The sequence below is a fragment of the Bacillus sp. SRI_025 genome (assembly GCF_057592095.1).
The window spans coordinates 32,529-59,466 of record NZ_JBYEGB010000007.1; the positions used below are offsets into that span (position 1 = coordinate 32,529).

The 26,938-nt window shown below is 43.5% G+C and carries 25 protein-coding genes; 5 read left to right on the forward strand and 20 right to left on the reverse strand.

Annotation, left to right across the window (positions count from 1 at the left end; all coding sequences use genetic code 11):
* Positions 1 to 238 precede the first annotated feature (238 nt).
* Positions 239 to 1,024: a carbon-nitrogen family hydrolase gene (locus AC20OE_RS16925; RefSeq protein ID WP_487269042.1), complete on the forward strand. Its 786-nt coding sequence runs from the start codon at positions 239 to 241 to the stop codon at positions 1,022 to 1,024.
* A 177-nt stretch (positions 1,025 to 1,201) separates the two neighbouring features.
* Here AC20OE_RS16925 and AC20OE_RS16930 read toward each other — a convergent pair whose 3' ends face one another.
* Positions 1,202 to 2,119: a LysR family transcriptional regulator gene (locus tag AC20OE_RS16930; RefSeq protein ID WP_487269067.1), complete on the reverse strand. Its 918-nt coding sequence runs from the start codon at positions 2,117 to 2,119 to the stop codon at positions 1,202 to 1,204.
* 116 nt (positions 2,120 to 2,235) lie between these two features.
* On the opposite strand from AC20OE_RS16930, the gene AC20OE_RS16935 reads away from it, so the two are divergent.
* A complete protein-coding gene (locus AC20OE_RS16935; protein WP_099662876.1) occupies positions 2,236 to 3,009 on the forward strand; it encodes a class I SAM-dependent methyltransferase in 774 nt (257 codons plus the stop codon).
* Positions 3,010 to 3,048: 39 nt separating this feature from the next.
* On the opposite strand, the gene AC20OE_RS16940 is transcribed toward AC20OE_RS16935, so the two are convergent.
* Entirely contained in the window at positions 3,049 to 3,606 is a 558-nt protein-coding gene (locus tag AC20OE_RS16940; protein ID WP_003214270.1) for a shikimate kinase, read from the reverse strand.
* Between the two features lie 85 nt (positions 3,607 to 3,691).
* Entirely contained in the window at positions 3,692 to 4,465 is a 774-nt protein-coding gene (locus AC20OE_RS16945) for an IclR family transcriptional regulator (RefSeq protein WP_039176354.1), read from the reverse strand.
* A 148-nt stretch (positions 4,466 to 4,613) separates the two neighbouring features.
* On the opposite strand from AC20OE_RS16945, the gene AC20OE_RS16950 reads away from it, so the two are divergent.
* Positions 4,614 to 5,972 (forward strand): hypothetical protein, encoded by a 1,359-nt coding sequence (locus tag AC20OE_RS16950; protein WP_059374385.1) that lies wholly within the window; start codon positions 4,614 to 4,616, stop codon positions 5,970 to 5,972.
* A gap of 44 nt (positions 5,973 to 6,016) precedes the next feature.
* Here the strand turns inward: AC20OE_RS16950 and AC20OE_RS16955 are convergent, their stop codons facing one another.
* The 9 genes from AC20OE_RS16955 to AC20OE_RS16995 form a co-directional block, all read right to left on the reverse strand.
* Positions 6,017 to 7,330, reverse strand: coding sequence for an MFS transporter (locus tag AC20OE_RS16955; protein WP_099662875.1), 1,314 nt, complete (start codon positions 7,328 to 7,330; stop codon positions 6,017 to 6,019).
* 45 nt (positions 7,331 to 7,375) lie between these two features.
* Entirely contained in the window at positions 7,376 to 8,578 is a 1,203-nt protein-coding gene (locus tag AC20OE_RS16960; protein ID WP_099662874.1) for a CaiB/BaiF CoA transferase family protein, read from the reverse strand.
* A 124-nt stretch (positions 8,579 to 8,702) separates the two neighbouring features.
* Positions 8,703 to 9,083, reverse strand: coding sequence for a cupin domain-containing protein (locus AC20OE_RS16965; protein WP_039176346.1), 381 nt, complete (start codon positions 9,081 to 9,083; stop codon positions 8,703 to 8,705).
* A 23-nt stretch (positions 9,084 to 9,106) separates the two neighbouring features.
* A complete protein-coding gene (locus tag AC20OE_RS16970; protein WP_059374383.1) occupies positions 9,107 to 10,867 on the reverse strand; it encodes a thiamine pyrophosphate-binding protein in 1,761 nt (586 codons plus the stop codon).
* 38 nt (positions 10,868 to 10,905) lie between these two features.
* The gene (gene aroD / locus AC20OE_RS16975) at positions 10,906 to 11,622 is read right to left on the reverse strand and encodes a type I 3-dehydroquinate dehydratase (protein WP_216431146.1); all 717 of its coding nucleotides are present in this window, start codon (positions 11,620 to 11,622) and stop codon (positions 10,906 to 10,908) included.
* A 66-nt stretch (positions 11,623 to 11,688) separates the two neighbouring features.
* Positions 11,689 to 13,122 (reverse strand): aldehyde dehydrogenase family protein, encoded by a 1,434-nt coding sequence (locus tag AC20OE_RS16980; protein ID WP_099662872.1) that lies wholly within the window; start codon positions 13,120 to 13,122, stop codon positions 11,689 to 11,691.
* Positions 13,119 to 13,976 (reverse strand): citryl-CoA lyase, encoded by an 858-nt coding sequence (locus tag AC20OE_RS16985; protein ID WP_082700785.1) that lies wholly within the window; start codon positions 13,974 to 13,976, stop codon positions 13,119 to 13,121. The genes AC20OE_RS16980 and AC20OE_RS16985 overlap by 4 nt, the downstream gene beginning before the upstream one ends.
* 520 nt (positions 13,977 to 14,496) lie before the next feature.
* Complete coding sequence (gene nadE / locus AC20OE_RS16990) at positions 14,497 to 15,318, reverse strand: NAD(+) synthase (protein WP_024424335.1); 822 nt, start codon at positions 15,316 to 15,318, stop codon at positions 14,497 to 14,499.
* A gap of 197 nt (positions 15,319 to 15,515) precedes the next feature.
* Complete coding sequence (locus AC20OE_RS16995; RefSeq protein ID WP_047202087.1) at positions 15,516 to 16,112, reverse strand: DUF1989 domain-containing protein; 597 nt, start codon at positions 16,110 to 16,112, stop codon at positions 15,516 to 15,518.
* A 112-nt stretch (positions 16,113 to 16,224) separates the two neighbouring features.
* Here AC20OE_RS16995 and AC20OE_RS17000 point away from each other — a divergent pair, with 112 nt between their 5' ends.
* Complete coding sequence (locus tag AC20OE_RS17000) at positions 16,225 to 17,541, forward strand: amino acid permease (RefSeq protein ID WP_180272389.1); 1,317 nt, start codon at positions 16,225 to 16,227, stop codon at positions 17,539 to 17,541.
* On the opposite strand, the gene AC20OE_RS17005 is transcribed toward AC20OE_RS17000, so the two are convergent.
* The 7 genes from AC20OE_RS17005 to AC20OE_RS17035 all read right to left on the reverse strand — a co-directional run bounded on the left by AC20OE_RS17005 (position 17,536) and on the right by AC20OE_RS17035 (position 24,170).
* Positions 17,536 to 18,294, reverse strand: coding sequence for a YqcI/YcgG family protein (locus tag AC20OE_RS17005; protein WP_099662871.1), 759 nt, complete (start codon positions 18,292 to 18,294; stop codon positions 17,536 to 17,538). The genes AC20OE_RS17000 and AC20OE_RS17005 overlap by 6 nt on opposite strands.
* 189 nt (positions 18,295 to 18,483) lie before the next feature.
* Positions 18,484 to 18,867 carry a UPF0715 family protein gene (locus AC20OE_RS17010; RefSeq protein ID WP_039176326.1) on the reverse strand — a complete coding sequence of 128 codons (384 nt, stop codon included), beginning with the start codon at positions 18,865 to 18,867 and terminating at the stop codon, positions 18,484 to 18,486.
* A gap of 103 nt (positions 18,868 to 18,970) precedes the next feature.
* Complete coding sequence (locus tag AC20OE_RS17015; RefSeq protein ID WP_099662870.1) at positions 18,971 to 19,600, reverse strand: LysE family translocator; 630 nt, start codon at positions 19,598 to 19,600, stop codon at positions 18,971 to 18,973.
* A 115-nt stretch (positions 19,601 to 19,715) separates the two neighbouring features.
* Positions 19,716 to 20,906, reverse strand: a complete 1,191-nt coding sequence (locus tag AC20OE_RS17020) for an MFS transporter (RefSeq protein ID WP_058837278.1) — start codon at positions 20,904 to 20,906, stop codon at positions 19,716 to 19,718.
* 54 nt (positions 20,907 to 20,960) lie between these two features.
* Entirely contained in the window at positions 20,961 to 22,007 is a 1,047-nt protein-coding gene (locus AC20OE_RS17025; protein ID WP_099662868.1) for a Gfo/Idh/MocA family protein, read from the reverse strand.
* Positions 22,004 to 22,870, reverse strand: a complete 867-nt coding sequence (locus AC20OE_RS17030; RefSeq protein WP_039176316.1) for an HAD-IIB family hydrolase — start codon at positions 22,868 to 22,870, stop codon at positions 22,004 to 22,006. Before AC20OE_RS17030 ends, AC20OE_RS17025 begins: the two co-directional genes overlap by 4 nt.
* Entirely contained in the window at positions 22,845 to 24,170 is a 1,326-nt protein-coding gene (locus tag AC20OE_RS17035) for a DegT/DnrJ/EryC1/StrS family aminotransferase (protein ID WP_039176314.1), read from the reverse strand. The genes AC20OE_RS17030 and AC20OE_RS17035 overlap by 26 nt, the downstream gene beginning before the upstream one ends.
* 109 nt (positions 24,171 to 24,279) lie before the next feature.
* Between AC20OE_RS17035 and AC20OE_RS17040 the strand changes: the two genes are divergently transcribed.
* Positions 24,280 to 25,269: a LacI family DNA-binding transcriptional regulator gene (locus AC20OE_RS17040; protein ID WP_039176311.1), complete on the forward strand. Its 990-nt coding sequence runs from the start codon at positions 24,280 to 24,282 to the stop codon at positions 25,267 to 25,269.
* 45 nt (positions 25,270 to 25,314) lie between these two features.
* Here the strand turns inward: AC20OE_RS17040 and AC20OE_RS17045 are convergent, their stop codons facing one another.
* A complete protein-coding gene (locus AC20OE_RS17045; RefSeq protein WP_039176308.1) occupies positions 25,315 to 26,937 on the reverse strand; it encodes an L-lactate permease in 1,623 nt (540 codons plus the stop codon).
* Between the last annotated feature and the right edge of the window lies 1 nt (position 26,938).

A 26,938-nucleotide genomic window follows, 5' to 3' on the forward strand; every position in this document is an offset into this window, starting at 1 on the left:
TTCCCCTTTGTTTTATTAGTTATATATATCATACCACTCATTTCTTGATTGAGAAAGTCATTTAACAAAACCTTCTGACATTTCTATTGGCAAAGATGATGGAAACCTTTATGATAAAGAAACTGACCATAAAGACTAGATGTTCTCAGACAGAATCATCCTTTACAATATATTCATGAAGATGATCGATCGTTCATGAATTTTCACATGACATATAGCGAAAAAAGGAGGAATCCCTATGAAAATCGCCCTTGTCCAAATGGACGTACAAATTGGAGAACCTGAAGTGAATTTTAAAAAAGCAGAAGCTTTCTTAGAAGAAGCAATTCACGAGCAGCCTGACCTGATCATTTTACCTGAAATGTGGAATACCGGCTACGCCCTTGAGCAAGCCGATCAGCTTGCGGATGTAAACGGTGAACGCACAATACAGCTCTTTTCCTCCTTTGCCCGTAAGCATCAAGTGTATCTCATCGCAGGCAGTGTCTTAAATAAGCGAACAGAAGATGAAAACATCACCAACACGATGTATGTCTTTAACCGCCAAGGTGAGCTTCTGTTAGATTATGATAAAATTCACTTGTTCCGTCTAATGGATGAGCACAACTATTTAACCGCTGGTGATCAGCTTGGTTTATTTGACTATAGTGAAGATGTGAAAATTGGCGCAATGATCTGCTATGACCTCCGCTTCCCGCAGCTTTCTAGAACACTTGTGAACAAAGGGGCGAAGATCCTCGTCAATACAGCGCAATGGCCGTCAGCCAGAGTGGACCATTGGCGCAGCCTGCTCATTGCAAGAGCAATTGAGAACCAGTCATTTATGATTGCTGTCAACCGGACTGGCACAAGCAGAGACACGGAATTTCCTGGACACTCCATGGTAATTGATCCACTCGGCCGCATTCTGCTTGAAACAAACGATGACGAAGACATTTATTATGCGGAAATTGATTTTCATCTAGTGGATGAAGTAAGACAGCAAATTCCGGTGATGACGGATCAGCGTCTGGACTTATATTAAAAAATGGAGTACTGACAAAGGGCTAAATGATCTTAATTTTAGCCCTTTGTCTTTTTTTCATTGTGGTAAAAAACTCTAGCGTGAGCAAGAAGCGCAGACCTGACAGCGAAGGCGAGGGTTTGTCCGCGCACTGAGCAGGGAATTCCCCTGCTTTTTTCTATTTCATCAAACGTTTGTTTAAGTCTTTTCTTGATTCTGATAAAGGTCCATGAAGGCTTGAGCGGCTTTCGTTAAATACCTTTCTTCCACATATGCAAACACAAGTGTGCGGGTTGGGCATGAATCAATTTGCAAATAAGTGACTTGGTTCCTATCCTCTTGTGCCACCATTTTCGGCACAACGGTCACCCCTAGTTCGTTTTTGACCATTGCCTGTGCTGTTTGAATATGACTTGTTTCAAAAGCCACTTTTGGCTGAAAACCATGATGACAGCACAGTTCAGTGACCACTTGCCGAAAACCGTATCCCTCTTTCAACAAAATAAATGGGATACCTTCAAGAAGCCGAAAGGGAACGATTTCGTGACCGGTCTCTTTTTGCCCTGCCTGCTCAATGATCTCGTTCAATGCCTCTGATAACCAGGGCTGAGCAGCTTGCGGAACTGCAAGAAGGAGCGGCTCGGTCAGCATTTGTTTCGTTTTCAATGATTCGTGCTCGACAGGCATCGATAAAATAGCCAAATCCAGCTTTCCAGCCAATAGAAGTTTTTCGAGCTCACGTGGAGACTCTTCTATCAGTTGAACGTGAACATGAGGATACGTTTGACAAAAAGTTTTTAATAAACCGGGCAAGACATATCCCCCTGTGACTGCTGGCGCTCCAATGTTCAGCTCTTTCCCGATTTCATAAGCTACTTCTCCCATTTCACGCAGCAAATCATCTCTTTCCTTCAAAATATTCTCTGCCCTTTTAATGAATCGTCTCCCTTGAGGTGTGGGCGTTACTTGTCCATATTTTCGAATAAATAGTGGTGTGTCTAATTCCTCTTCCAGCTTCTTTATTTGCTGGCTTAGAGAAGGCTGTGCAATATGAAGTTGATCCGCTGCTTTTGTAAAACTTTGCTGCCGGTACACTTCAATGACATATTCCATCATTCGTATATCCACTTTCATCACCTCATAGGTTTTAACTATTCATGCCATATCTTTTATGTCTTAGACAAATTACAGAAGGAATTCTACGATAAAGAGACCACAAAGGGGGAAAAGAAATGAATCCATATGCTAAAGCAGAGAACCAATTCTCACAAAATGCCGAGAACTATCGAGATTCACCTATATTTGCAGCTGGAGAAGAGCTGGAATGGATGAAAACAACAGCAAATGCGAAGGGACATGAGCATTTACTTGATATTGGCTGTGCGGCAGGACATACCGTTTTTTCCTTTTCAGACGTTATCTCTAAAGGAATCGGTATTGATGTCACACAAAAGATGATCGAGATTGCTGCAGCACTTGCGGAAGAACGCCAGCTGACCCACATTACTTTTGAGCAGGCAGCCGCAGAAGCATTGCCCTTCTCTGATGAATCATTTGATTTAGTGACGTGCCGATTTGCCGCTCACCATTTTCCAGACCTTCCGGCAGCCATGTCTGAAATCAGCCGAGTCTTAAAAAAAGGCGGCCAATTTCTGCTCGTCGATCATTATGCACCTGAAAACACTGCACAGGATTCATTTATTAATCACTTAAATAGACTGAGAGACCCTTCTCATGTGCGGGAAAGCTCGTTATCAGAATGGAAAGAGCTTTTCGCAGCCAACCAATTGACTCAAAACGAGATTCGTTACTGGGATCTGCACATTGATTATCAGGACTGGATTATACGTGGACGCACACCAGAGAACGTTCAAAAGGAGATCGTTTCCCATCTTCAAACCGCAGACCCTGACACAAAGCAGCTATTTCAGCTTCAATTCGATGAACAGCATCAGCCCATTTCTTTCTGTTTAAAAGCTGCATTGCTTCAAGGAATCAAGCATTAAACTGATAGAAAAAAGTCTACCCTAAACGGTAGACTTTTTTTATTTCGAATATAAATCCCAGCCAAGCTTGAGTGTGTCCACAATATAATTGGCGACTTCCTCAGCCTCTAAATGATCTGTTTCCACTCTGGAGTTATGAAGAGAATAAATTTCCCGGCGTTCTTCAAACAGCTCTTTCATCTCATCAAGCGTCCGGTTGTGAAGAACAGGGCGGTTTTCGATTAAAATATCCAGCCGCTGCTTCCAATTCTCCCAAGACAGGTCAAGGAAAAGAACGGTACAATGCTTCAAGCAGGCGCGTTTGATTTCTTCCTGTTTGAATGCACCGCCTCCAAGGGAGACGATCTTAAGCTGTGTATGTTCACATAAATCGACGATATAATCCTTTTCAGCCTGCCTGAAGAATGCTTCTCCTTTTTGCTGAAACATCTCTGGAATCGTCATGTTGTACTTTTTCTCAATCTCCTGATCGACATCAATAAAATCTCTATATAGCTTTTTGGCAACCAGCTGCCCAATGGTTGTTTTTCCAACACCCATAAAGCCAATGAGGACAATATTCCGCTGTCTTACAGGAATTTCTCTATTGATTTTCATGGTCGTGACACGTCCTCCCTACGACAAGGAATGCTACATAATGTTTCTATTATATGATAAATGGAGCGCGAAAAGATAGACCATCTTAAAAATTGTGTTTAACGACGTAGCCGAGCTGTTCAGAGAGCCTCTGTGCCTGTTCTTTTACTTTTTGCTGCAGCTGGGGAATGACTTCTTCAGTAAACCGATGGGTTGGACCAGATATGGATAAACAAGCTTTCACTTCCCCATGAATATTAAAGATTGGTGCCGCTACTGCCGCAGATCCGACCTCTCGTTCATCGATACTGCAAGAAGTATACGTGTCAAGAATATGTTTACGTTCCTTTTTCCAGTCGTCTCCCATCACATGATCAGCCTCAGCCGCAAATACTTTTTGTTGAAATTCTTCACTTTGAAATGCCAATAATACCTTTCCGCCTGCACCTGCGTACAATGGCAGCTTCTCACCAATCTTGACAAGATGCCGAATCGATTGCAGCCCTTCCGCTTGTTCAATACAAACTCTGCTTGTTGAATCGAGTACATACAGGTTGACGGTTTCCTTTGTTTCATCACGAAGTGCGTACATGAGTGGTTTAGCCAGTTCTCTCAATTGAATGGACTTCCCTGCAATGTACCCGAGGAGATAAAGCCTTTGACCCAATCGGTATTTCATTGTTTCTTGATTCTTTTCCACAAAATGATTCATTTCAAGTGCCTTGAGCAGTCTCGTTGTCGTAGACATTGCTAAATTCATCTCTTTTGAAATATCCGTTAGCGTCAGCTCTTGACGTTCTTCACTAAAACAAGAAAGAATATCCAAAGCGCGCTGAACCGTACGCAGTCCTGATTCTTCTTTTGACTTCTTATCAGCCATGTTCACTTTCTCCTTTTCCCCTTTGATTTCTTATCGACATAAACGATCGATTTTGCTATAATCCATTTTAAATGTTCCACTAAAAGAAAACAAATTCTACTAGACGGAATAAAATCAATTGAAGATGTTTGATGGAGGAGATATTTGAATGTACCTGGTCGTTTTTACACTTCTGATTAGCTTATATATTGTTCATCAACTATTTCCTGCTCCCATACTCTCCTACTTTGTTGGTCTGCTGGCCGCTATCTCGCTCACCATTTCTTTTAAGAAAGCCAGTGGGCTTTATTTGAAAACAGGTGCTGTGTTTCTCATCATTGGTTTGTTCTTATTCTTCTTATCCGGCCAGCCATTGCATACGTTTGTTCTTCACTTTCATTCCATGCTAGGCTTGCTTTCTCTATTTTTCATGCTGCCTTTTATTCATTCTCTCATACATGTTGGACATTTCGATACACAATTAAATAAACTGCTCACACTGCATACAACGAGTCCAAACCAGCTTTATCGCAAGAGTTCATTTGTCACTCATATTCTTGGCATGTTTTTAAATATCGCGACGATCCCCTTACTATATACATCACTCAAACCGTCGCTGGAATCCCTAAAAAAACAGGTGCAGCAACATCTTTATACACGCAACCTCTTAAGGTCATATGCATTATGTTTAAGCTGGAGTCCTGTTGAAGTGCTAGTCAGCGTCACCATTGATGCAACCAAACTAAAATATTATCAAATTGCACCCATTACTTTTGGTTTAATGATCGTGGTGCTGGCGGCAGATTGGATGCTTTTTTCTCGGCAAAGCAAACGATTACCAAACATCATTCAGTCAGCACAAACAAACTCCAATCCTCATCGAATTAAGCGAAAAACCCTTCAGCTCGCTTTCATGCTGCTTAGTTTTATGACAGCCGTCTCACTTGTCGATGCATGGATTGGAAAAGGCTATCTATTTGCTGTTGTGCTGACAATTATTCCATTTGCTCTATTATTCTCATCTGTTATCAAAAAAAGAAAACAATATATAGCGGTCTCTGTGCCTCATTGGAAAGAAAGAACCAATCAGCTCTCCAACTATATGTGTCTATTTTTAAGTGCCGGCTTCTTTGTCGATATGCTGCTTGCCACAAACAGTATGCAGCCGATTCAAGCATTTATTGTCAGTATAGCAGACCATGCCATTTGGGTTTATTGTGTCATCGGGTTGTATTTTCTGATCACCGCTCTTTGCGGTTTTCACCCGCTCGTCTCGCTTGCTTTATTAGTCAGCATGATGACACCTGTCATTCATGAACTGCCTGCTCTTCCCATTGCTATCATGCTGATCGTTGCTGGCACATCAACTGTTATGTTTAGCCCTTTTAATGTTTCTGTCTCCTTATTGGCAGATTTGATGAAGGTCAACCCTTACCGTATCACTCGGTGGAATATTTGGTTTGCTGGCTTTTATATCAGCATGGGTATCGCATGTGCAACAGTTATCACCGTTATTTTTTATTCATAAAAAAAGAGAACTCGTCTTGATATGAGTTCTCTTTTGCTTTCCCACTACGGTTTCAATTGAATACGTTCAATTTTACCTACGATGAAAATGTACGACAATGCCCCGCCTAATGCGACTAAACTGACGAATAAAATTCCCCCGTTGTAAGAGCCTGTCGCCGACACGATGAATCCGATAATGAGCGGAGTGATGATCCCAGCTAAATTAGCAAAAAAGTTAAATACGCCGCCAGCAAGCCCAACCATTTCCCTCGGTGCCACCTCGGACAGCATCGTCCAAGAGATATTAGACAGTCCTTGCGCAAATGAAGCGATGGATAAAATCGTCAGCACAAGCGGGATATTCGTTGTAAAGTTTGCTAAAACAATGGTACTCGTCATCAGCAAGCCAACCACTACCGGCAGCTTTCTTGCTACATTCACTGATACGCCCTTTTTAAGCAGCCAATCAGACACATAACCTCCAAATAAGACCCCAAAGAATGCAGCAATATAAGGAAGAGAAGCAGCAAAACCTACCTTGAGAAACGCCATGTTTTTCGCCTCTGCTAAATAGGTCGGAAACCATGTTAAAAAGAAAAAAAGTGTAGACGCAACAGAGAATTGGCCAATATAGAGCCCGATCAATTTACGATATTTTAGGAGGGCGGCAAAGTCTGCCCATTTCAGCTTCTCTTGTGATGCGACTGTCAGCCCTTCGCCTTGCCGAATTAATTCTAACTCATCTTCATTTATCTTCGGATGCTCTTTCGGTTCGTGATAATACTTGTACCAAAAGAAAGCAAATATGATACCGAGCGCACCTGCCGTAATAAAGACGGTTCTCCAATCGAAAGTCGTCATGATCCAAAAAAGAAGAGGTGTCGCAAATGCAAGACCCACATACTCTCCAGCTGTGTATACTCCTGTTGCAAAAGCCCGTTCCCGCCTTGGAAACCATGTAGTGACAATACGATTATTTGCAGGAAATGCGGGAGATTCTGTAATTCCAATAAACAAACGGCAGCCGAATAAAAAGGCAAAGCTGTTCGCAAACGCTTGTAAGCCTGTAAAAATAGACCAAGTAACGAGTGATATCCCATACGTTACCTTTGAGCCAAATTTATCGAGAATAAAACCGCCTGGAATTTGCATCGCTGTATATGTCCAGCTAAATGCCGAAAAAATCAGACCTAATAAAGCAGGATTTAATTGCAATGAAGATTGAATAGCAGGCGCAACAATGGACACACTGGCTCGATCAATATAATTAATAGCGGTAATTAAAAACAACAGAATCAATATGCCAAAACGGGCTTTCGTTGGTTTCACATATGCGGGCTGCAATTCATTCCCCTTCAGTTCTGAATGCACTTTCATAACCATCCTCCTTTGTTTCCGCAGCGTGCGGTTCGGTTGAACGTCTTAAATAACCCCTTTTTCTTCTAACTGCTTACACTCTTCTTTTGTTAGGCCAAGCATATTTGTTAAAATCTCATAATTATGTTCGCCTAAATCAGGTGCAATGTGACGGATACTTCCAGGTGTTTTTTCAAACTTCGGAATAATCCCAGGCACCTTCACTTTTCCAAGTCGAGGGTGATGCACTTCGACAATATTCTCTCTTGCTTTAAATTGTGGATGTTCAAAAATATCCCGAATACTTAAGATCGGGCTCACAGGGACACCGTGAGTATCTAGAATTTCTAATACGTCATCCCTTGTTTTCGACGCGATCCATTGCGATACAATCGCATCCATTTCTTTGTTATGCTTCAGCCTGGATGCATTAACCGCGAATTTTTCATTCTCTAATAAATCTAATCGATTCATCGCCTCAGCCAATCGATTGAAGGTCGAATCTGTACTTGTTACAAGAACCAAATAATGCCCATCCTTTGTCTCATAGGTACCAGCAGGGCTTGAATGACCGCTTAGCCCCGGTGAACGCTCACGCACCTTCCCAAGCTTGTCATATTCTGCAACCAAAAACTCTAACATACGAAACACAGATTCATAGAGGGCCAAATCCACCATTTGCCCCGTTCCTTCTGGATGTGTATCCCTGTAATACATCGCTGTCACAGTAGCGAATGCCACATAGATGCCAGCAATATAATCAGTTAGAGAAAAGGAAGGGCTGACTGGATGCCGGTCTGGAAACCCTTGAATATATGTAAAGCCGCTAAACGCCGTCGCTGGCGTTCCAAATCCGGCCTTGTCCTTAAACGGGCCCGTTTGACCATAACCCGATACACGAATCATAATTAAACGAGGGTTGATTTCTTTTAACACATCGTACCCAACGCCCCATTTTTCGAGTGTTCCAGGACGGAAATTTTCGATCAGTACATCGACCTGAGCTGCAAGCTTTTTAAAAATGTCTTTTGCTTCGTCTTTGTGCAGATCCAGTGTAAGGGATTTCTTATTCCGTGAGAGACCTGACCATCTAAGTGGTTCCCCATCTGCAAAAGGGCCGACATGCCGCAGCGTATCGCCTTTACCGGGAATCTCGACTTTGATGACTTCTGCTCCAAAATCCCCTAGAAGCACCGCGCCATAGGGTGCAGCGATCATTGTGGAGACGTCTAATATTTTTATTCCTTCGAGCGGTGTATTCATATTCATTGCTTGACTCCCTTTCATTCAAGTGATGAAGGGCTAAAATCATTTCTAATTTAGCCCTTTTCATCTTTCTGATTGACCCGTAAAGCCCTGATGATTCAAAAGAAGGGCTTACCGGTGCTGGTTTTTAATCCTTCGGAAGCTGCCCTTGCGGCGTGTAGAGCCAAATGAGCCATAAAGGTTCATCGCCTGTATTCACATGCTGGTGCGGGACACCGTCAGGAATGAACATAAAATCATTTTGTTTAAAGGGCTGCCTTTCTCCATCACAAATGACTTCGCCGGACCCTTTAATCACAAAATCAAATTCCTCTGAACCCGGGTGATTGTGCACTGAACTTGCTTCCCCTGGTTCAAAAATGGTGAGACCCGCCATCATATGCTCTGATCCAACGGTATCTGGTGTAATCGTTTGAAATACCTTTCGAATCATTTGCTCCTCTGGACGATCTAAGCCTAACCATAATGGGTTCCCATCTTGAAACGGATTCAATACTTTAATTTTCATTGTTGATTCCTCCCTAGTAATGTTTAGTTCACACTGACATGTGAGCGTTTTGTATTTGGTGAATAAATGTCATTAATATTCCAATGTCCATCTGTAGGAACAGGATCATTTTTCATCGCTACATCAATGACGCAAGGCTCCTGAGAGGTAATGGCTTCAGCCAAAGCTTCTTTGAATTCAGACGCAGAAGTGATTTTAATCCCCTTCATTCCATAGCCTCTCGCAATGGCAGCAAAATCCGGAGAATAGCTTTCTCCACCTTTTCTAAAAACAGTGCCGTACGTCGTTTCATAGTGCGCCATTTGCAAGCCGGCTATTGTGCCAAACGCACTGTTATTCATCACAATCCACACAACAGGAATGTTTTCTTCAACGGCTGTTGCGAGAACGGATGGATTTTGACCGAATCCACCGTCTCCAACTAGTGACACAACGACACGGTCAGGCTGGGCAATCTTTGCTCCAAGTGCGGCAGGGGCTCCAAATCCCATGGTTGCAAAACCGCCTGGGGTTAAAATAGTGCCTGGAGTGAATACAGGAAATTGCTGTCCTACCCCATTTTTATTCCAGCCAACATCGGTTGTAATGAAAGCATCTGACGGCAATACTTCCCGCACTTCCTGCAAAATACGCTGCGGTTTCATTGGGAAAGACTCGTCTTGAATATTCGTCAAATTGCTCTTTTGAAATTCCTCACGATATGCCGCAATGTCCTTTTTCAGTTCAGGGCGATCGATACCTTCTGGCAGCCTTTCTTTCGCCACGCGATTGAGTACGGTCAGTGCCTGCTTGAGATCGGCTACCGCTCCAATTTCAACAGGGTAGTTCCGGCCAATTTCATTCGGATCAATGTCAATATGAATGAGCTTGGTTGATTGGAAATTGAACGTATACTCCGATTCCCACGAGCTCGCATCAGCTTCAGCAAAACGGGTGCCTAAAGCCAATATATAGTCCGCCTCTTTGCACTGATCATTAATAAATTTTGTCCCCCAAAATCCTGTCATTCCAAGGGTCATTGGGTGATCATCCGGCATGGCTCCTTTCCCCATCAAAGAATGAGCAACAGGGATACTTAGATGATCAGAAAATGCCTTTAATTCTTCAGCTGCATCAGCTAGTAAAATGCCTCCCCCTACATATAAGAGCGGCCTTTCTGCCTGCAGCAATCGGTCTAATATCCGATTGGCCGTTTGATCATCAATAGAAGGTTTTTCAATGGTGTGTGTATGATGGTTCATTTGTTCAAACAGGGACACATCTAGGTCTTTTGAGAACACGTCCATCGGAACAGAAATAAGCACCGGGCCAGGTCGGCCGCTTTCAGCTAACTGAAATGCTTTTGATAAAATCTCTGGAAATAATTCTGGAATATCGACTCGCCATGCTCTTTTCACAAACGGCCGGTAAATTTCGTATTGAGAGGCATCGGAATGAAGATTGATCTCTTGGTGTGGGTGCTTTCCGTAGTAATGACTTGGAACATCTCCTGCAATGACAACCATCGGAATGGAATCAAGTGCTGCATTCGCCACACCTGTTGCCGCATTGGTGAGTCCAGGACCTAGGTGACTGAGAACAACAGCCGTCTGTTTCTTTGCTCGCGCATAACCATCTGCTGCATGTGCTGCTATCTGTTCATGCCTGACATTTACAAATTGAATCGAGCTTTTTTCAAGCGCTGATAAAAAAGCAATATTCGTATGACCACAGAGACCGAAAATATGCTCGACTCCCCGATTTTCTAAGTACTGAATAACCTGTGTAGAAATATTCTTCTTCATGTTTCTCTCCTCTCACGTTGCAGCTATGAATCTGCTACTCACTTATTCTTTGAAAACACAATAGATAGAACATTGCTCAAATCCTGTATCGCGACTTGCCCGGGAGCTGAGCTTTCTTTCCCTACAGCAAAGGTCATGACAGATCCAAAAAGTCCGCCAACCATTCTTGTAAAAGCCCCGTATTCCCCCATTGCCATCGAAATCACGGGAATTGACAGCTGCTTTTTCGCATAGCTGGTCGCTGAGAGCAGTGTTAATGCATCGTCATAGGAATGCGGCATCACTGCGATCTTTGCGATGTCGGCGCCGACTGATTCTGCATTGACGAGTAGCTGCACGAGACGATCTATCTCAGGGGTGCGATAGAAATCGTGATACGACACAATCAAGGTGACGCCATTTCTTTTAGCTGCCTGACTGACTTGCTGTATATGTGCCACATCCTGCATCAATTCATAATCAACGGCATCCACAAGCTGTGTGGAACAAAGCTCGGCAAGCAAAGAAACTTTCTCAGTTTCGGAGAGTGATATACTTTCACCGCCTTCCTTTTCAGAGCGAATGGTGAATAAAAATGGGATGCCTTTTGCCTTTTCTACCATTCCCTTAAGGGTTTCTATCACTTGTTCCTTGTCATGAAGGTGATGAAAAAAATCTGCCCGCCACTCGATCACATCAGGCTTCTTCTCTGTTAACACCTCGACCTCATGAAACAATTCTTCCTTTGTTTGTCCGATGAGCGGCGTACAAATCATTGGCGGACCGCCTGTCTGCACACTTTTTACTTTTTGCTGAAATGCATTCACATCCCTACGCCCCTTTCACAGACCATTTGGGAGCACGACCATTTTGGTTTCGGTCATCTCCTCGATGGCGAAACGCGGACCCTCTCTTCCAAGACCACTTCGCTTAATCCCGCCATAAGGCCAATGATCCAGTCTAAAATTCGATGTCCCATTGATGACAACACCGCCAGTTTCAAGCTCTTTTGCTGCGTGTAATGCCACATCCAGCTGATTCGTAAAGATCCCTGCCTGCAACCCATATCGACTATCGTTTGCTTCTTTGATTGCCTCCTCCAGCTCCTCATAAGGGAGAACGCTGACAACTGGGCCGAACACTTCCTCACAGACAACCTTGGCCTGTTTCGGAGGGTTTAACAAAATAGCTGGCGTGATGCTCGCTCCTTTTCTTTTTCCCCCATATAAAAGCTCAGCACCCATGCTCACTGCCTCTTGTATCCAGGCCTCAACACGCTGCGCGGCCTGGACATCAACCATACAGCCGATATCACTCTCACTAGACAGCGGATCTCCAACGACAAGCTGCTCTACTTTTTGTTTTAATACCTCAGTAAACGTCGGCATGATTTCCTGGTGGACATAAATTCTTTGAACAGAAATACAGCTTTGACCGGAATTACTAAAGCCTGTTTTGGCACAAAGGGATGCGGCTTGTTCAATATCTGCATCGTGATGAACAATCGTCGCGCCATTCCCTCCAAGTTCGAGCAGTACCTTTTTTAATCCCGCAGAGGTTGTAATATGTTCGCCTCCGGCAGCCCCGCCGGTAAAAGAGATGAGATTCGTTCTTTCATCAGTGACTAACTGTTTCCCAGCCTCGACCCCGCCAATCACAAGCTGCAAACCAGCCTCAGGAAACCCTGCTTCGAGAAGAAGTTTGACAAACGCTGTGGCAACAGCTGATGTTTGCGGTGCGGGCTTCAAAATAATGACATTCCCTCCCGCAAAGGCTGGACCGACTTTGTGACAAATTAAGTTGAGCGGTGCATTAAAAGGAGTAATCGCCAGCACAACTCCGACTGGTACTTTAAATGTCATGGCCATTGCTCCCTGTCCACGCGATGATACATTGCCAGGAATGGTCTCACCTATTAATCGATTCGCTTCTTCCGCCGACTGCGCCAGCGTCTCGATTGATCGCGAAACTTCATCTCTTGTATTTTTAAGTGGTTTGCCTAGTTCCAGCGAAATCAGTTTTGCAAAATGGTCTTTTTGTTCTTCAAGTAAGGTGGCTGCTTTTGTTAGAAGCTTTGAGCGTTCGATGGCCGATATTCCCGCTATTTGTTTTTTAGCATGCTGCGCACTAGAAAGTGCCTGTTCTATGTCTTCTGATGAGGCGAGATAGGATGTACCGATTATTTCTCCTGAGTAAGGATTGATGATATCAGTTTTGACACGATCGGTATCCAGCCACTCGCCGTTTATATATGACAACGCTTTGAAACCACTCAAATTTTTTCTCCCTCCTTCAAGTGCCGCGTTCCATGCCCTGCATAACGAACCAATCTTTCTTCATTCGGACAAGGTCCCTTCACGAGGGCTCCCTTTGTCAGCTCCTCATATGCATGCGCCACGATGCCCATTCCTCTGGATAAGGAAAAAATGCCTTTTGCTGCTTCTGCCGGAATGTTTAATTCACATTGGATGGCAGCAGATACACCATCTATATTCATCGTGATTTTCTTCCCTTTCAGCTGTTCAAGCTCATGTCTAATCGCTTCGGCTAATCGTAAATATGTCCCGCTGATAACACCTTGCTGGACATATGTGTGACTCAGCTCATATAGACGTCTCACCCTCGGATCATCATCATGAAGCTGATGTCCGATTCCCGGGATTTTTTCCTTGCGAGTTAACCATGTTTGGCACACTTGCTTTGCCGCAGACTGTACATCCTTTTGATCATCGTAGATCGCTTTGGCTTCGTATAACATACGCATGGCCTTCTCTCCGGCTCCGCCATGAATGTCACCTAATAGATTCATCCCTGTTGCAACAGAGGAATTAAACGAAATGCCGCAAGTCACCGCCATTCTGGCTGCTGCAATAGATGGCGCCCTTGGTCCATGGTCCGCACCTGCGACAAGAACACTTTCAAAAAGAGCTGCTTTTGAATCATCCAATAATTCACCAACAAGCAGTAAATAGAGCATTTGTGGATACGACAATTCACCAATCAGTTCTTCAATCGGATATCCTCGAAGTTCAATTGAATTTTTTTGAATATGACTAATCTCAGTCTCCCACCAAGCGCCTCCCTCTTTGTAAATTTCCAGTGCACTTCGATTTTTCATTGTGTCCATCATTCCTTTAGCTTCTTATTTGGAGGTGAATCACCCCTTTATTCCATTCAGTGGAATCTAATTTCACTTTTCGGAATGTGGTTTCATTGTAAGCGCATTCTTTTCCTTCGTCAATCATTTTTTCTGAAAATACTGTCAATAGAAATGAAATTAAGTGAATCGAACTAATTATGCTTGCTTTTTTTGATCAAAAAAACCGATATTTAGTGAAATGGACTTAAGTATATCGTTCTACTAATTTAATGAAATTTTGGTTATTTTGTCAAACCCACTTGAAATTCGACATAAAAAAACCTCTCCATCTGGAGAGGTCTCTGATTATTGACAAAGGGCTAAAATGATCTTTATTTTAGCCCTTTGTCTTCTTTTCAGCGTAATAGAAAACCTTTGCAGCCCTAGGAAAGGACGAGTACCGGAGCGGAGCGAATTTGACATTCGTGAGTACCGGCGCGCAGACCTGACACCGAATGCGAAGGTTTGTCTACACGCTGAAACCTCTCCATCTTCTGGAGAGGTCTCTTTTTTATTTCCACCAATCATCAAACATAGAAGCGGGTACTTGGCGTTTATGCTCTGATTGAACATAGCGCTTTTCAATCGCTTCTGCTGCTTGATCTGACACTGGTTTGCCTTCTAAGTAATCATCAATTTCATTGTACGTAATGCCGAGTTCTGTTTCATCCGTTTGCTGAGGTTTGTCGTCCAGCAGATCGGCTGTTGGTTTCTTTAAATACAGGCGTTCCGGTGCTTCTAGCGCTTCGAGTAGCGCCCGGCCTTGGCGTTTTGTCAAGCCTGTGAGCGGAAGAACATCTGCACCGCCATCACCATACTTCGTGAAGAAGCCGGTTACTGCTTCAGCTGCATGATCTGTACCGATGACAAGTAATCCTTCCTCACCGCCGACAGCATATTGCGCGATCATTCTCATACGTGCTTTGACATTCCCTTTATTAAAGTCAGACAATGGGCCGCCTGTTTCTTTTTGATATTGATCACTGAATGCTGATACGGCAGGTGCAATATCATATTTCCACGACTTGTCTGGCTGAATAAATGATAGAGCAAGCTGTGCATCATCTTCATCCTGCTGCACACCATGCGGAAGGCGTACCGCAATAAAGACAGCATCCTCTTTTCCTTCTTGACGAAGCTCACTGACAGCAAGCTGTGCAAGACGTCCGGCAAGCGTTGAATCCTGCCCGCCGCTAATGCCGAGTACAAATCCTTTTGCCCCGGTTTTTTTCAAGTATTCCTTTAGAAATCCAACCCGTTTTTCGATCTCCTGCTTTGGGTCAATTGAGGGCTGCACATGCAACTCTTGGCTGATCTTTTTCTGCAAACTCATACACTTTTCCTCCTAAGCATCCTCTACATGAAGAGAACAGGTTTTACACACAATTCATTGATTTAACAACGTTTTTTGAATCTCCATTATACCATGTTTTCATCAAGAACATTTTGTTAGACGTTCCCCTATTTCTTAGATATCAAACATTCACAAGTGAAAAAGACCATGTCTTTATGGACTGGTCCTTTTCTTTTTTAATCGATTTCTACCCGTATAGATGTACAGCTTGAACCATTACACTTCCCAATATCAGCAGGACAAGCGGACACGGCCACAATGAGATCCATTTCAGCCCTCAGGCGAATGTAGTCACCTGGCAGCGATTTTGGCAGCTCGACAGACAGCTTTCCTTTTTCATCAATGACTGTATTCATAAAGGCATTAAAAGGATAGTACATATCCTCCTTTGGAATTCCAAAAGGCTCAAAGGCCGTCCGCAAATTGTCGTAGCATGTATGCATGACCTCTAAGTGCGTCCGTCCGTATAAAAGCTGATACATCTCTTGCCGGCAGGCGGGCATGTATAAATCATGGCATTCTACTGTATCTTCAATGATCGTAAACATCGGTTTATATAAATTTGAATAGAGCTTATCGCCTTTTTTTACTTTGGACGAGAACAAACTGTCCATCGTCGCACCTTGGTCAAATTTTTCATAAAAATCCTTTTCATGATAGGCCATCACATCTGCTACTTGCTGGCCTTCGACATCAACCACTCGCATACATTGGCCTTTTCCTAAACGAAAGCCGAGTCTACCCTTCGGTAAAATGACGTATTCTCCGTTCATCACATGCACTCCTTTCCATGACAGTATGCCCAAAATGTCCCCTTGATCATGTATAAAAAAAAGACGTGGTCACAAGCTAATGTCATTGAAATAGAAAGGTGTTGCACTTGCATTGAAAGAAGAACAATCTTTATCTTGGTGGCAGCTTTCTCTCATCGGAGTCGGCTGTACAATTGGCACTGGGTTCTTCCTTGGTTCCAGCATCGCCATTACAAAATCCGGTTATTCCGTCTGCATCTCCTTTTTGCTTGCTGCGGTCGGAACGTATCTCGTTTTTAAACATTTGGCTGCGATGACAGCCGATAATCCTGATAAAGGGTCGTTTTGTTCTTATGCTCGTAAAGCATACGGACGCTGGGCAGGATTTAGTAATGGCTGGGTGTATTGGTTTGCAGAAATGCTGATTACAGGAAGTCAGTTAACCGCCATTTCTCTATTTACCCGTCACTGGTTTCCTTCTGTTCCGCTTTGGGTGTTTTCTGCAATTTATTCCGCTCTTGCTCTGCTCGTCATTATCATTGGGCTTTCTTCTTTTCAAAAGACAGAAAATGTTCTGGCGGTACTGAAAACAGCGGCGATTTTTCTATTTATGATTCTTGCGGTGCTTGTATTATTCGGCATTTTGACAGAACATAAACCGACCCTTCATCTGCCTAATAAGGATCACGAATGGATGCCTCTTGGTCCGCTTGGTCTTTGGAATGGTTTGATTTATGCGTTTTATGCTTTTGGGGGGATTGAAGTCATGGGGCTGATGGCGGTTCATTTAAAGGACCCGAAGGATGCGGCAAAGGCTGGGCGTGTCATGCTGATCATTCTAGCAGTCATCTATATCGTCTCAATCGGACTTGCTCTCTCGCTTGTCCCAGTGACAGCCTTTAATGAGAACAGCAGTCCATTTATTACTTCATTAGAGCCGTTTCATTTATCGATCTTTCTTCATATCTTTAATGGCATTTTTATCATTGCCGGTTTTTCGACATTGGTTGCCTCTCTCTATGCAGTCACAACGCTGCTCGGCACAATGTCAGAGCATCAGGATGCACCTGCTTGCTTTAAACAAAAAGATCCATCGCATGTCAGATGGTCTTCGATTATCTTAACTGCTGCTGGATTAATTGTCTCGATTTTGCTTGCACTCTTTTTGTCCAAACACATCTACGAGCATCTCACAACAGCAGCCGGTCTTACTTTGCTGTATACATGGATCTTTATTCTGTTCTCAAGTAAAAAGCTATCCAAGCCATCCACTCGCCAAACGTGTGAAATGATTCTTGCGCTGCTCTTAATTGGAGCCGCCGTTTCAGGCACATTAACAGAGGCAAGCGGACGACCTGGCTTTTTTATCAGCCTTGGGATCATTGCAGTGATTGCCGTCATGGTGCTATTTATGAGGAAAAAGTGGAAACAGGATCAGACCGCATCATAATTTCATCATGTTTTTTAATGCAGTAAATGGACATTTGGCGGAGGCTGGTTTCTCCGCCTCTTCATCTGGGAGAAAGTACTGCTTCCATTCATGATTGGTCGGATCCCCGTACCATTTTAATGATGGATGAACACTGACCTCATCATATGCTTTGAGCCGCTTGCGAACGAGCTGGCTCATTTTTTGTCCAAACTTGGTCGATCCATTCAATTTCTCAAACACCCATCTAGGCTGAAATGCCATCATGACATAAGGGAAGTGGCGGCTTTTTCTGAGCTTGTGAGCAGGTGTGGAACACAAAATAAAATAAGCTTCACCATGGAAGCAATACTCCCACTCATGATGATGAGTATCTAGCGGAATCTCCTCAGGCCATGGTTCTTCATCTTTATGATGCAGCCGTTGAAGCAGCGACCAAAAATGCTGCTCAAACTCTTCAAGCGAACTTTCCTTTAAATCCTGCGGTGTTTCAAAAAAACAGATAAATGAAGCATATTGACCGGTTTCTTTCGCACAGCCTTTGTATTCTCTAAGCAGCTGGGCTAATTCATCCACTGCTTCCTCTTCCCTCGGGTCACCAACAAACCCATAGCGTAAATGATCGAGAAAAAATCCCTGTCTCCCGGGTACACAAGGGAATGTATCTGCTTCATCTCCGACCATCTCGCCAAATTGTTTGAAAGCATCCTGCTTCCATTCTTCTAGTGATCGTAGATTTTGATCAAGGCAACTTTTTGCATACAGCTGGGCCATTTCCTTCCACCTCGTTTTAGCGTCTTCTCCACAGCCTATGAGGTGGAAATGGCTGTGGTGACTGTCCTTCCACGACTTTCCTTGCGCATGACAAGATGGGGTCTCCATTCAAATTGAGTAGGTATTTGTTTCTTTTATTCTATTATGTGATGAACCTAGCGTAAGTTAATAGAGCGCCTTTCGTTATTTCTACGATTGGCTCTTCATCAAAAAGACGGAATCCAGCACCCAATAAATAAGGGCTGCGCAGAAGCTAAACAAATAAACTTTATAGCTGATGAACACAACAAGTCCATAATCAATCCATAAAGCCAAAGCCGAGCAAACCACCCAGGCCGCAATAAAATAAATCAATAAGTCACGGCTTCGAAATCTTTTAGGATGCCGGTGTAAAACAAGCTGAATTGGTACAGCAAAAATGACATAAGCAAGCAAAATGAACAGACTGGTCATCTCCACATAACTGAAGCCCGCTTCAGATGGCATAAATAAAAACGTATAAATGAATGTTGCTGTGATGACTGATAAAATCAACATACACAAATAATTAAATACTGGCAGAAACATACGCATAGCAGAAGCTCCTTCAATCCATTTTCTATTCCACCATTATTCAAGAATGTGTTATGTCTGTCAATCCTTACAAAAAACAGACTGAATGTGTCAGTCTGTTTTTCTACCCAATCAACGCCATAATCCCTTGATACCCAAAATAGACGCCAAAACCAAGTAAAGATAGACCTGCAAGAACGGATAACCCATGTAACACACGTTCACTTAAATAACGCCTAAACGAACTAGCTAGCAGTGCCATGCTGAAATCCCAGATCAGCATGCCGATAAAAATAGCCATACTATACATGAGCATTTGGGAAGCTCCATACTTTTCGATCGTATTGGCTAAAATGCTGCCATAGATGCCAAGCCAAAACAAAATACTGAGCGGATTAGATAGAGAAATGAAAAATCCGGTCATGAACGAATGGCCAATTGATGTGTTACCGCTGTCCTTTTTCGGACTCTCCTGCAAATTGATTTTACGCAGACTTTCAATGCCGGTATAGGTCAGAACGAAAAAGCCGAACAGCCACAAAAAGGTTTTTACAAGAGGTGCAGTCAAAAGCTGGGCGACACCAAAATAGATGAGAAGCATATAGACAATATCCGCAGCCATAGCCCCCACACCAAAAATCCAAGCATGCCAAAATCCACTTTTAATGCCTCTGTCGATTTGGGCTGCATTGACTGGCCCAACAGGCGCTGAAAGCGACAACCCTAAAAAGATATAACCAAAAAACACCGCCACATAGACGTCCTCCTTTTGATGCTGACTTGTACATGTTATTCAAACTTTCTGCGTTTTAGTACAAGTCCTTTGTCATCATTTCAGGTGGACCTTGGGGAGCGGCTTGATCATGTGCTTAGCGATCTGCTTTCAGTTCCGTCTGCTGCGTGTGTACTGTTTCTTTTTTCTTAGAACGATTCATTTGAATCGCAGCTGCAAACAGAAGAACAGCTAAGAAAGCAAATACAAAGACGGCACTTGCCGCTCCTGCCCATTCCAGACTAAATCCAATCAAAAAGGACAAGCAGGCTCCGCCTAAGCTCGCGGCTGCAATAAAATAACTCGTCGCCTCATCGATGGCATTTTCAATCATTAAGGCAGATGCTGTCAGTGCGATTGGGAACATGCCAGCTGCGCAAAGGCCGATGAAAAAGATGAGAATCAGCTGCGCAGTAATGTGGGTTGTCAGAGCGAATATCACAAGCAGCAAAATCATCAGTGATGCGCTTAGCTTTAAAAAACGCAGCGGGTGCAGCTGATCAGCTTTTCTCGCAATCACAGTCCTGCCAATGACGATCGCTGTCCAGAAAGTAGAGACCGCAAAGAGGCCCCAATTTTCTCCCCCCTTTTCCAGCATGATCGACGGCAAAAAGTTCGCAAAGTTCGTTTCAATCCCTGCGTAGAAAAAGGCAAAGCAAATCATAATAACCACAATCATTCGATTTTTTCGATCAACAAGTAAGGACGGTTTCCTCATCTCTCCTGTGGAAGGAGCATCCATCTGTCCATGAGGCAGTTTGTTCATAAAAACAAGCCAGAGCATGAGGAAAAATGTCAGCGCACCCACCTGAAATAAAAACACATACTGCCATGTCTGCTCTGTGACAGTCAGCAAAATCACTAGCGGAAATAACAGTGCACCTAATCCAAAAAAGACCTCCATGATACTGATTCGCTTTGCACTATTAGCCATCGAAATGACATACGCACCGGCTGTTGTCTCAAGACTGCCTGCGCCGCTCCCAAGAAAAAAACCTGCCAGCACAAGCGTCGTCCAGCCCGGCACCAACAGCCCCAGCAGAAGTGAGCCAATCATCAGCAAAAGACCCATCGTCAGCACAGCGCCATAGCCTCTTTTTCTCACTAGAATGGGGGATAGCAGAACACCTGTCAAAAAACCAATAAACTGAAAAAAAATTAAAGATGATAATTCCCCAGGACCCTTATCATAACTCGACAGCAAATAAGGCGTTAAGCTGCCAAAGAACACATGAATGGTCCCAATAAAAAAATAAAAGACACAGCCAAAGTAAAATACCTTTTTCATCTTTTCACTTCCTCTAAAAAGGAGCGGAGTCATGACATCCTCCGCTCCACCTCTTTAATATGCCTGAGCAGAGACAACTGCCTCTTCCCTCTCAAAGCATGTATTGAGCGCAGCCTGCGCGCGATAACCATCTTCAAAATTAGCGACCTTCATATGAGTTGGGTATGGATCAGTATTCACCCAATGCATCAGCTGATCGCGGAATGTATCGGACCATCCGTAAAATTCATTCGGCGGATCTGTCAGCAAGGTTTGCGGCATTTGATGACGCTCCACACACAATCCATCACTGATCTCATATTCGTTTTTCATGTTCGTATGGTATTTGAATACCTTGTCATGACCAACGACTTCTACACTAAATCCACATTCCTCAGGCTGCGTACTTTTGGATGTCACCAAATGAAAGAACACTTGATTCTCCATCTGCCCGAAAATTTCGGTATGATCATCCACCTGTACCTTTTTCTCTTCTTTTTCCTTTACACGTGTCAGCATCTTGGTGTTAAGTGATTCTTTCTTCATTTCACTGCCAAATAAGTACCACAGCATATCAATCAAATGAATGCCAAGATCTCCTAGCGCACCGCTCGTACGCAGACTTTCGCCGCTGTCTCTCCATGAAAATGTCTTTCTTCTGAGGGCACTGTTTTTCTTAAAATGAGTTCTGACGGTCAAAATACGGCCTAATTCTCCGTTGGCAATCAAGTTCTTCAATATATTCACAAAGGATAAATAACGATAGTTAAAGCCCATACTGGCTTGAACTTGGAACTGTTTGGCTGTCTCTACCATTTCCTTCGCTTCCTTCAGCGACACAGCCATCGGTTTTTCACATAAAATCGGCTGTCCTGCTCTTAGCGACTGAAGGGCATGGTCCTTATGACAAAAATTAGGGGAAGCAATGATCAACCCATCAGATGCATCTGCAAGTGTCTCGATACTTGAATACACACGTCCGCCGTACTGTTTAATGAATCCCTGTGCGACCGACTCATGCAAATCATAGACACCGGATAATTCTGCACCTTTGATCGTTGATAATGCTCTTGCATGTGCTTTTGCAATATTCCCTGCTCCAACAATTCCAATTTTCTTCATGAATGTGCCTCCTCATGTTTATACATCACTGTTTTCAGAGTTTCATAGATTCCTTTTGCATACCCATGATGACAAATTTGGTGATGGTGCCGTTTGGCTTCGCCTGTCGCATTTTGGACAAGGAAACCGTGCGTGACGGATTGAAGCATCCGCAAATCGTTCCCACTATCACCAAACGCAAAGCCTTGATCTTTCGATAGATCATATTGGTTCAGCATAAAGCGGACAATTTCATCCTTCCCTGTTCCTACTGGTAAAAAATCGACATCATAGCAATCCGCAGGATCTCCTGCAAGCGGGTTGCATTTGTTGATGTTGACCGCCACACCCCGCTCTTTAGCCAGTGTTTGGATAAATGATAGATGATGAAGATCCGTCCGTTCATCCTGCTCCTGATAATAGAAATTCTTTTTATACCCTGAGCTGCCCAGCTGCGTTTGCGGTCTAAGGGAAATGCCCTTTTCTCGGACTGTTTCCAGGATGTCTTCGATTTTTTCATCTGAAAAGCCCTGTGCATCCAGCCGCTTCATCCACTCTGCATCTGGCTGTCCAAAATGAACATCCGACGTATATACAATCTCAGTCCCTAAGTTCGACGCAATGAAATGCGGGAATTGATGAAACCCGCCTTTTTCCATTTTGCTCGTGACAGAATCGAGGCTGCTTCCCGTCACCCAGCCCAGCAAAAGCTGTCCCGCTTCACTCTTTTCTGCTACAAAGGCTTCCAGCCGCTTGACATCCTCTCTCTGCTCCTCTGTCATTTCGTGAGAATAATACGTTTCATCAAAATCACAGAAGACGATCCACTGCGGATTCTTCGGCTGATTCAGTAGTTTTTTATTGAATGGAAGACTTGATAACATGATGAACCCCCTCGATGACCTTCTCCTGATCTTGCAGCGGCATTCCTGGGTAAAGCGGCAAGTGAAGTAATTGCTGCGCTGCCTTTTCCGTGTGCGGTAGTGTTGTTTGTCTATACTTTTGAGAAACAAGATTTGTTTGATGCTGATGCGATAGGATCGGGTAATAGACATCCGTCTCTATGCCCATTTCCAGCAATTTCGCTGCCAGTTCATCTCGCTCTCCCTTCAGTACTCTAATCGGGAATAGATGCCATACATGGTCATCCGTCAGCTTCGGAAGCTTCATGTATCCTTCATCCTCAAGCGTTTGCAGCTGGTCAATATATCGCTTGGCTAAGTAAAAACGTTTAAAGTTTTGCAGTCCTAAATACTTCATTCGTTCCAGTCCGATCGCTGCCTGCAAATTATCAATTTTGGAATTAAAGCCGTAGTCACTGCGTTTGACATTTTTCTTTCCAGCTTCAAAGCCGTGATAGCTGATCTCCATGCATTTTTCCGCTAAGGCCTCATCGTTTGTAGCGATGGCGCCTGCCTTTCCGCAGACCCCAAGGTTTTTGTATGGATTAAAGCTGAGAACAAGTCCATCTCCATAAGCACCAAGGCCGCTGCTGCCAATCGCTTGACAGCCATCTTCAATGATTTTCAAACCATGCTGTTTCGCAATCGCCGAAATAGCCTTCATATCCGCTTGCTTTCCATATAAATGAACCGGTAGGATGCAAACCGTTTTATCTGTGATATGCTTCTCTATTTCACTCGGTGCGAGGCAGTAGGTTTCTGGATCGATATCGGCATATACCGGAACAGCCCCAATGGCAAGCACTGCATTTTCTGTTGCAGCAAAGCTGTTGGCTGGCAAAATTACCTCGTCTCCTGGTTGGACGCCTGCTGATATGAGACTGATCATCAAGGCATCTGTTCCACTTGACGTGGCTATGACATATTTTTTCCCTAAGTACTCAGCAATCGCCTTTTCAAAGGTCGGAATATATGGCCCTGAAGTAAAACGGCCAGAGCTCAATACTTCCTTCAACACCAGCATAATATCATCGATTTCATCCTCTGAAATCAGTTTATCAACCGGCAGAAACGGTATCTTTTTTTCCTTATTTTGTTTATAATGGAAGAGAATTTTTTCCAAACCTGTGCGTTCTATATCTTGCTCAAGGAACGTCACCAGCTTTTCATTTGCTAGATGCTTTTCAACTGAATCGGCTTTTACTTGAACACCTTGATTGATCATATCCAGCAAAGGAAGATAATCCTTGCTTTTACCTGATATCTTCGTCAATATTTGCATTCCATTCCCTCCAATTAATCAATTCCTTTTGTTAATATTTAACTTGTTTCACATTGTAAATGATGTTATCGATTTCAGAACAATAACTTTGTGTAAAGGATTTGTTAATATGTGTACAATTTATGAAATTGCCAAACGCTGCGGGGTTTCAACCACCACCGTTTCCAGAGTGCTAAACCATCACCCATATGTGTCAGAAGAAAAGCGGCAGCTCATCTTACAGGTGATGAAAGAAATGGAATATACACCGAGTTCAGCAGCCCGCACACTAAGGTCACATCAGACAAAAACCATTGCTGTGTCTGTCCCAGCTGTGGACCATCCTTTTTTTGCACAATTGATTAAAGGCATTTCAAAAGAAGCCCTTGATCAAGGATATAAAGCCATCGTGCTTCAGACGTTTTATCAAGAGGCATTAGAGCTTGAAGGACTTCAATTATTAAAAAGAAGAGAAGTAGATGGGGTTATATTGGGGGCGTTAGAAAATACGTGGGAGAAAATTGAGCCATTTTTAACGAACGGCCCCATCGTCATGGCAAATGAATATCATCAAACAGCAAACATCCCGATTATTGGATACGATGAACGGGAAGCTGCCTATAAAGCGGTGGACTACTTGATTCGGTCGGGGCGAAAATCGATTGGGTTTTGCTTTGATACAGAAAGCAGTGAAGCGCAGAAACAAAGAAAACAGGGCTATCTTGATGCACTCTCTGCTCACGGTTTGCCGCTGCAAGATGATTGGCTGTTTGGAGAGGCTTTTACAATTGAAGACGGCTTTCGCTTAATGGAGGTCATTCATCATATGACGGATGCGCCTGATGCCATTTTCACCGGCAATGATCAAGTTGCAGCAGGGCTCATTAAACAGGCCATTTCATATGGCTATCAAATCCCCGAGGATCTAGCGGTCATCGGCTATGACAACCAAGACATATGCGAAGTGACAGCTCCAACGATCACCACGATTGACATACCGATCGTAGAGCTTGGCCAGCGGTCAGTACAGCAAATGATCTCGCTTCTGCAAGACCAAAAACCATTACAGCGCGAACATATCCAGCTGCCTACCCGGCTCGTGACAAGAGAATCTACATAAAGAAAAAAGACTGAGATCTCTCTCAGTCTTTTTTAATCTATCAACCTATAAAAATTGAGCAAGAATGAATGTCCATATACATACAATGCCGAGCAGAATGAAGCTGTACTTCACGGTCTTTTTGAAGAGCTCAGATTCTTTCCCTGTTTCTCCAACAGCTGCTGTAGCGATAGCGATAGATTGTGGAGAAATTAATTTCGCCATCACACCACCGGTCGTGTTCGCCCCAATCAACAAACCTGCCTGTGAGCCGATTTGAGAAGCAGTGACCGCTTGAAGGTTACCGAATAAGGCGTTGTTACTCACGACAGATCCAGTAATAAACACACCGATCCAGCCAAGCACCGGGCTGACAAGTGGGAACAAATCGCCTGTTTTGGCAAGAGCAAGTCCAATCGCAGAACTTAGTCCAGCAAAGTTCGCCAGGTTGGCAAAGCCCATGACAAAACAAATGGTAAGAACGGGGAGCCAAAGCTCTTTCACCGCTGCTTTTAAGCAGGCAGCGCCTTCTGTTAACGTAATATGTCTGCTAAACAGCCCTGTCAGCATCACCGCAATCAGAATGGCAGTACCCGTTGCACTGATGACATCAATTTTAAAGATCGCATCAATAGGTGTTTCCGTTTGTGCAATTGGTGGTAATTTCACAATTTGCTGATGTAAAAATGGCATTTTCACTAAAATGGTCGTCCAGTTAAGCGGTCCTCCTACAGCAAACAATGCTTTAAATGCTGGCAGGCTCCATACTGTAATAACAGCAGTTAAAATATAGAACGGAGACCATGCTTTCAGTATTTCAACGCCGCGATACGTTTGTTTCTGTTCAATATCTGGCGCTCCTTCTTCTCGATAAATGTGTTTTGGCTGCCATTTCCGAAGAAATAAAGCCAAAATACCCATACTTGCTAAGGCAGAAATAATATTGGCAAGCTCAGGACCCATCGTCACCATTGTAACAGCTTGCAAAATGGTATAGGTTCCACTCACAACAAGCAAGGCTGGCAGAGTTTCTTTGATTCCTTTGAATCCATCTACAATCAGAATGAGTAGGAACGGAATACAGAATGAAATAAACGGAATCGTATATACAAGGGTTTGAGATAACGCAAGCGGCGTCATATTGCCCATTTGCGCCCCTGTAATCACTGGAATTCCCACAGCACCAAATGCACCAGACGCAGCATTGGCAATTAAGCAGAGCATCGCAGCTTTCAGCGGTTTAAACCCAAGCTCTGTTAAGAGAGCGGCACTGATCGCAATCGGTACACCAAACCCAGCAGCACCTTCTAAAAATGCGTTAAAGCTAAAACCTATTAATAAGAGCTGAAGACGTTGATCCTGAGAGATTCCTGCAATACTAGAACGAATGACATCGAACTTACCAGATTTCACTGCAATTTTATAGAGCCATACCGCCATGATCACGATATATCCAATCGGCCACAGCCCATTAGATATACCGAGCAGCACAGCAGATAATGCCTTTTCAACTGGCATATGGAAGAAGAAAACAGCTGTTACAAAACTGACGATTAAGGTAAAACAAGCGGCTAAAACACCTTTTAACTTAAAGACGGTTAATGCAAGTAGGAAAAACAAGATTGGGAGCATTGCCACCAATGCACTGACGAATTCATTACCAAACGGATCATATATTTGCTGCCACATA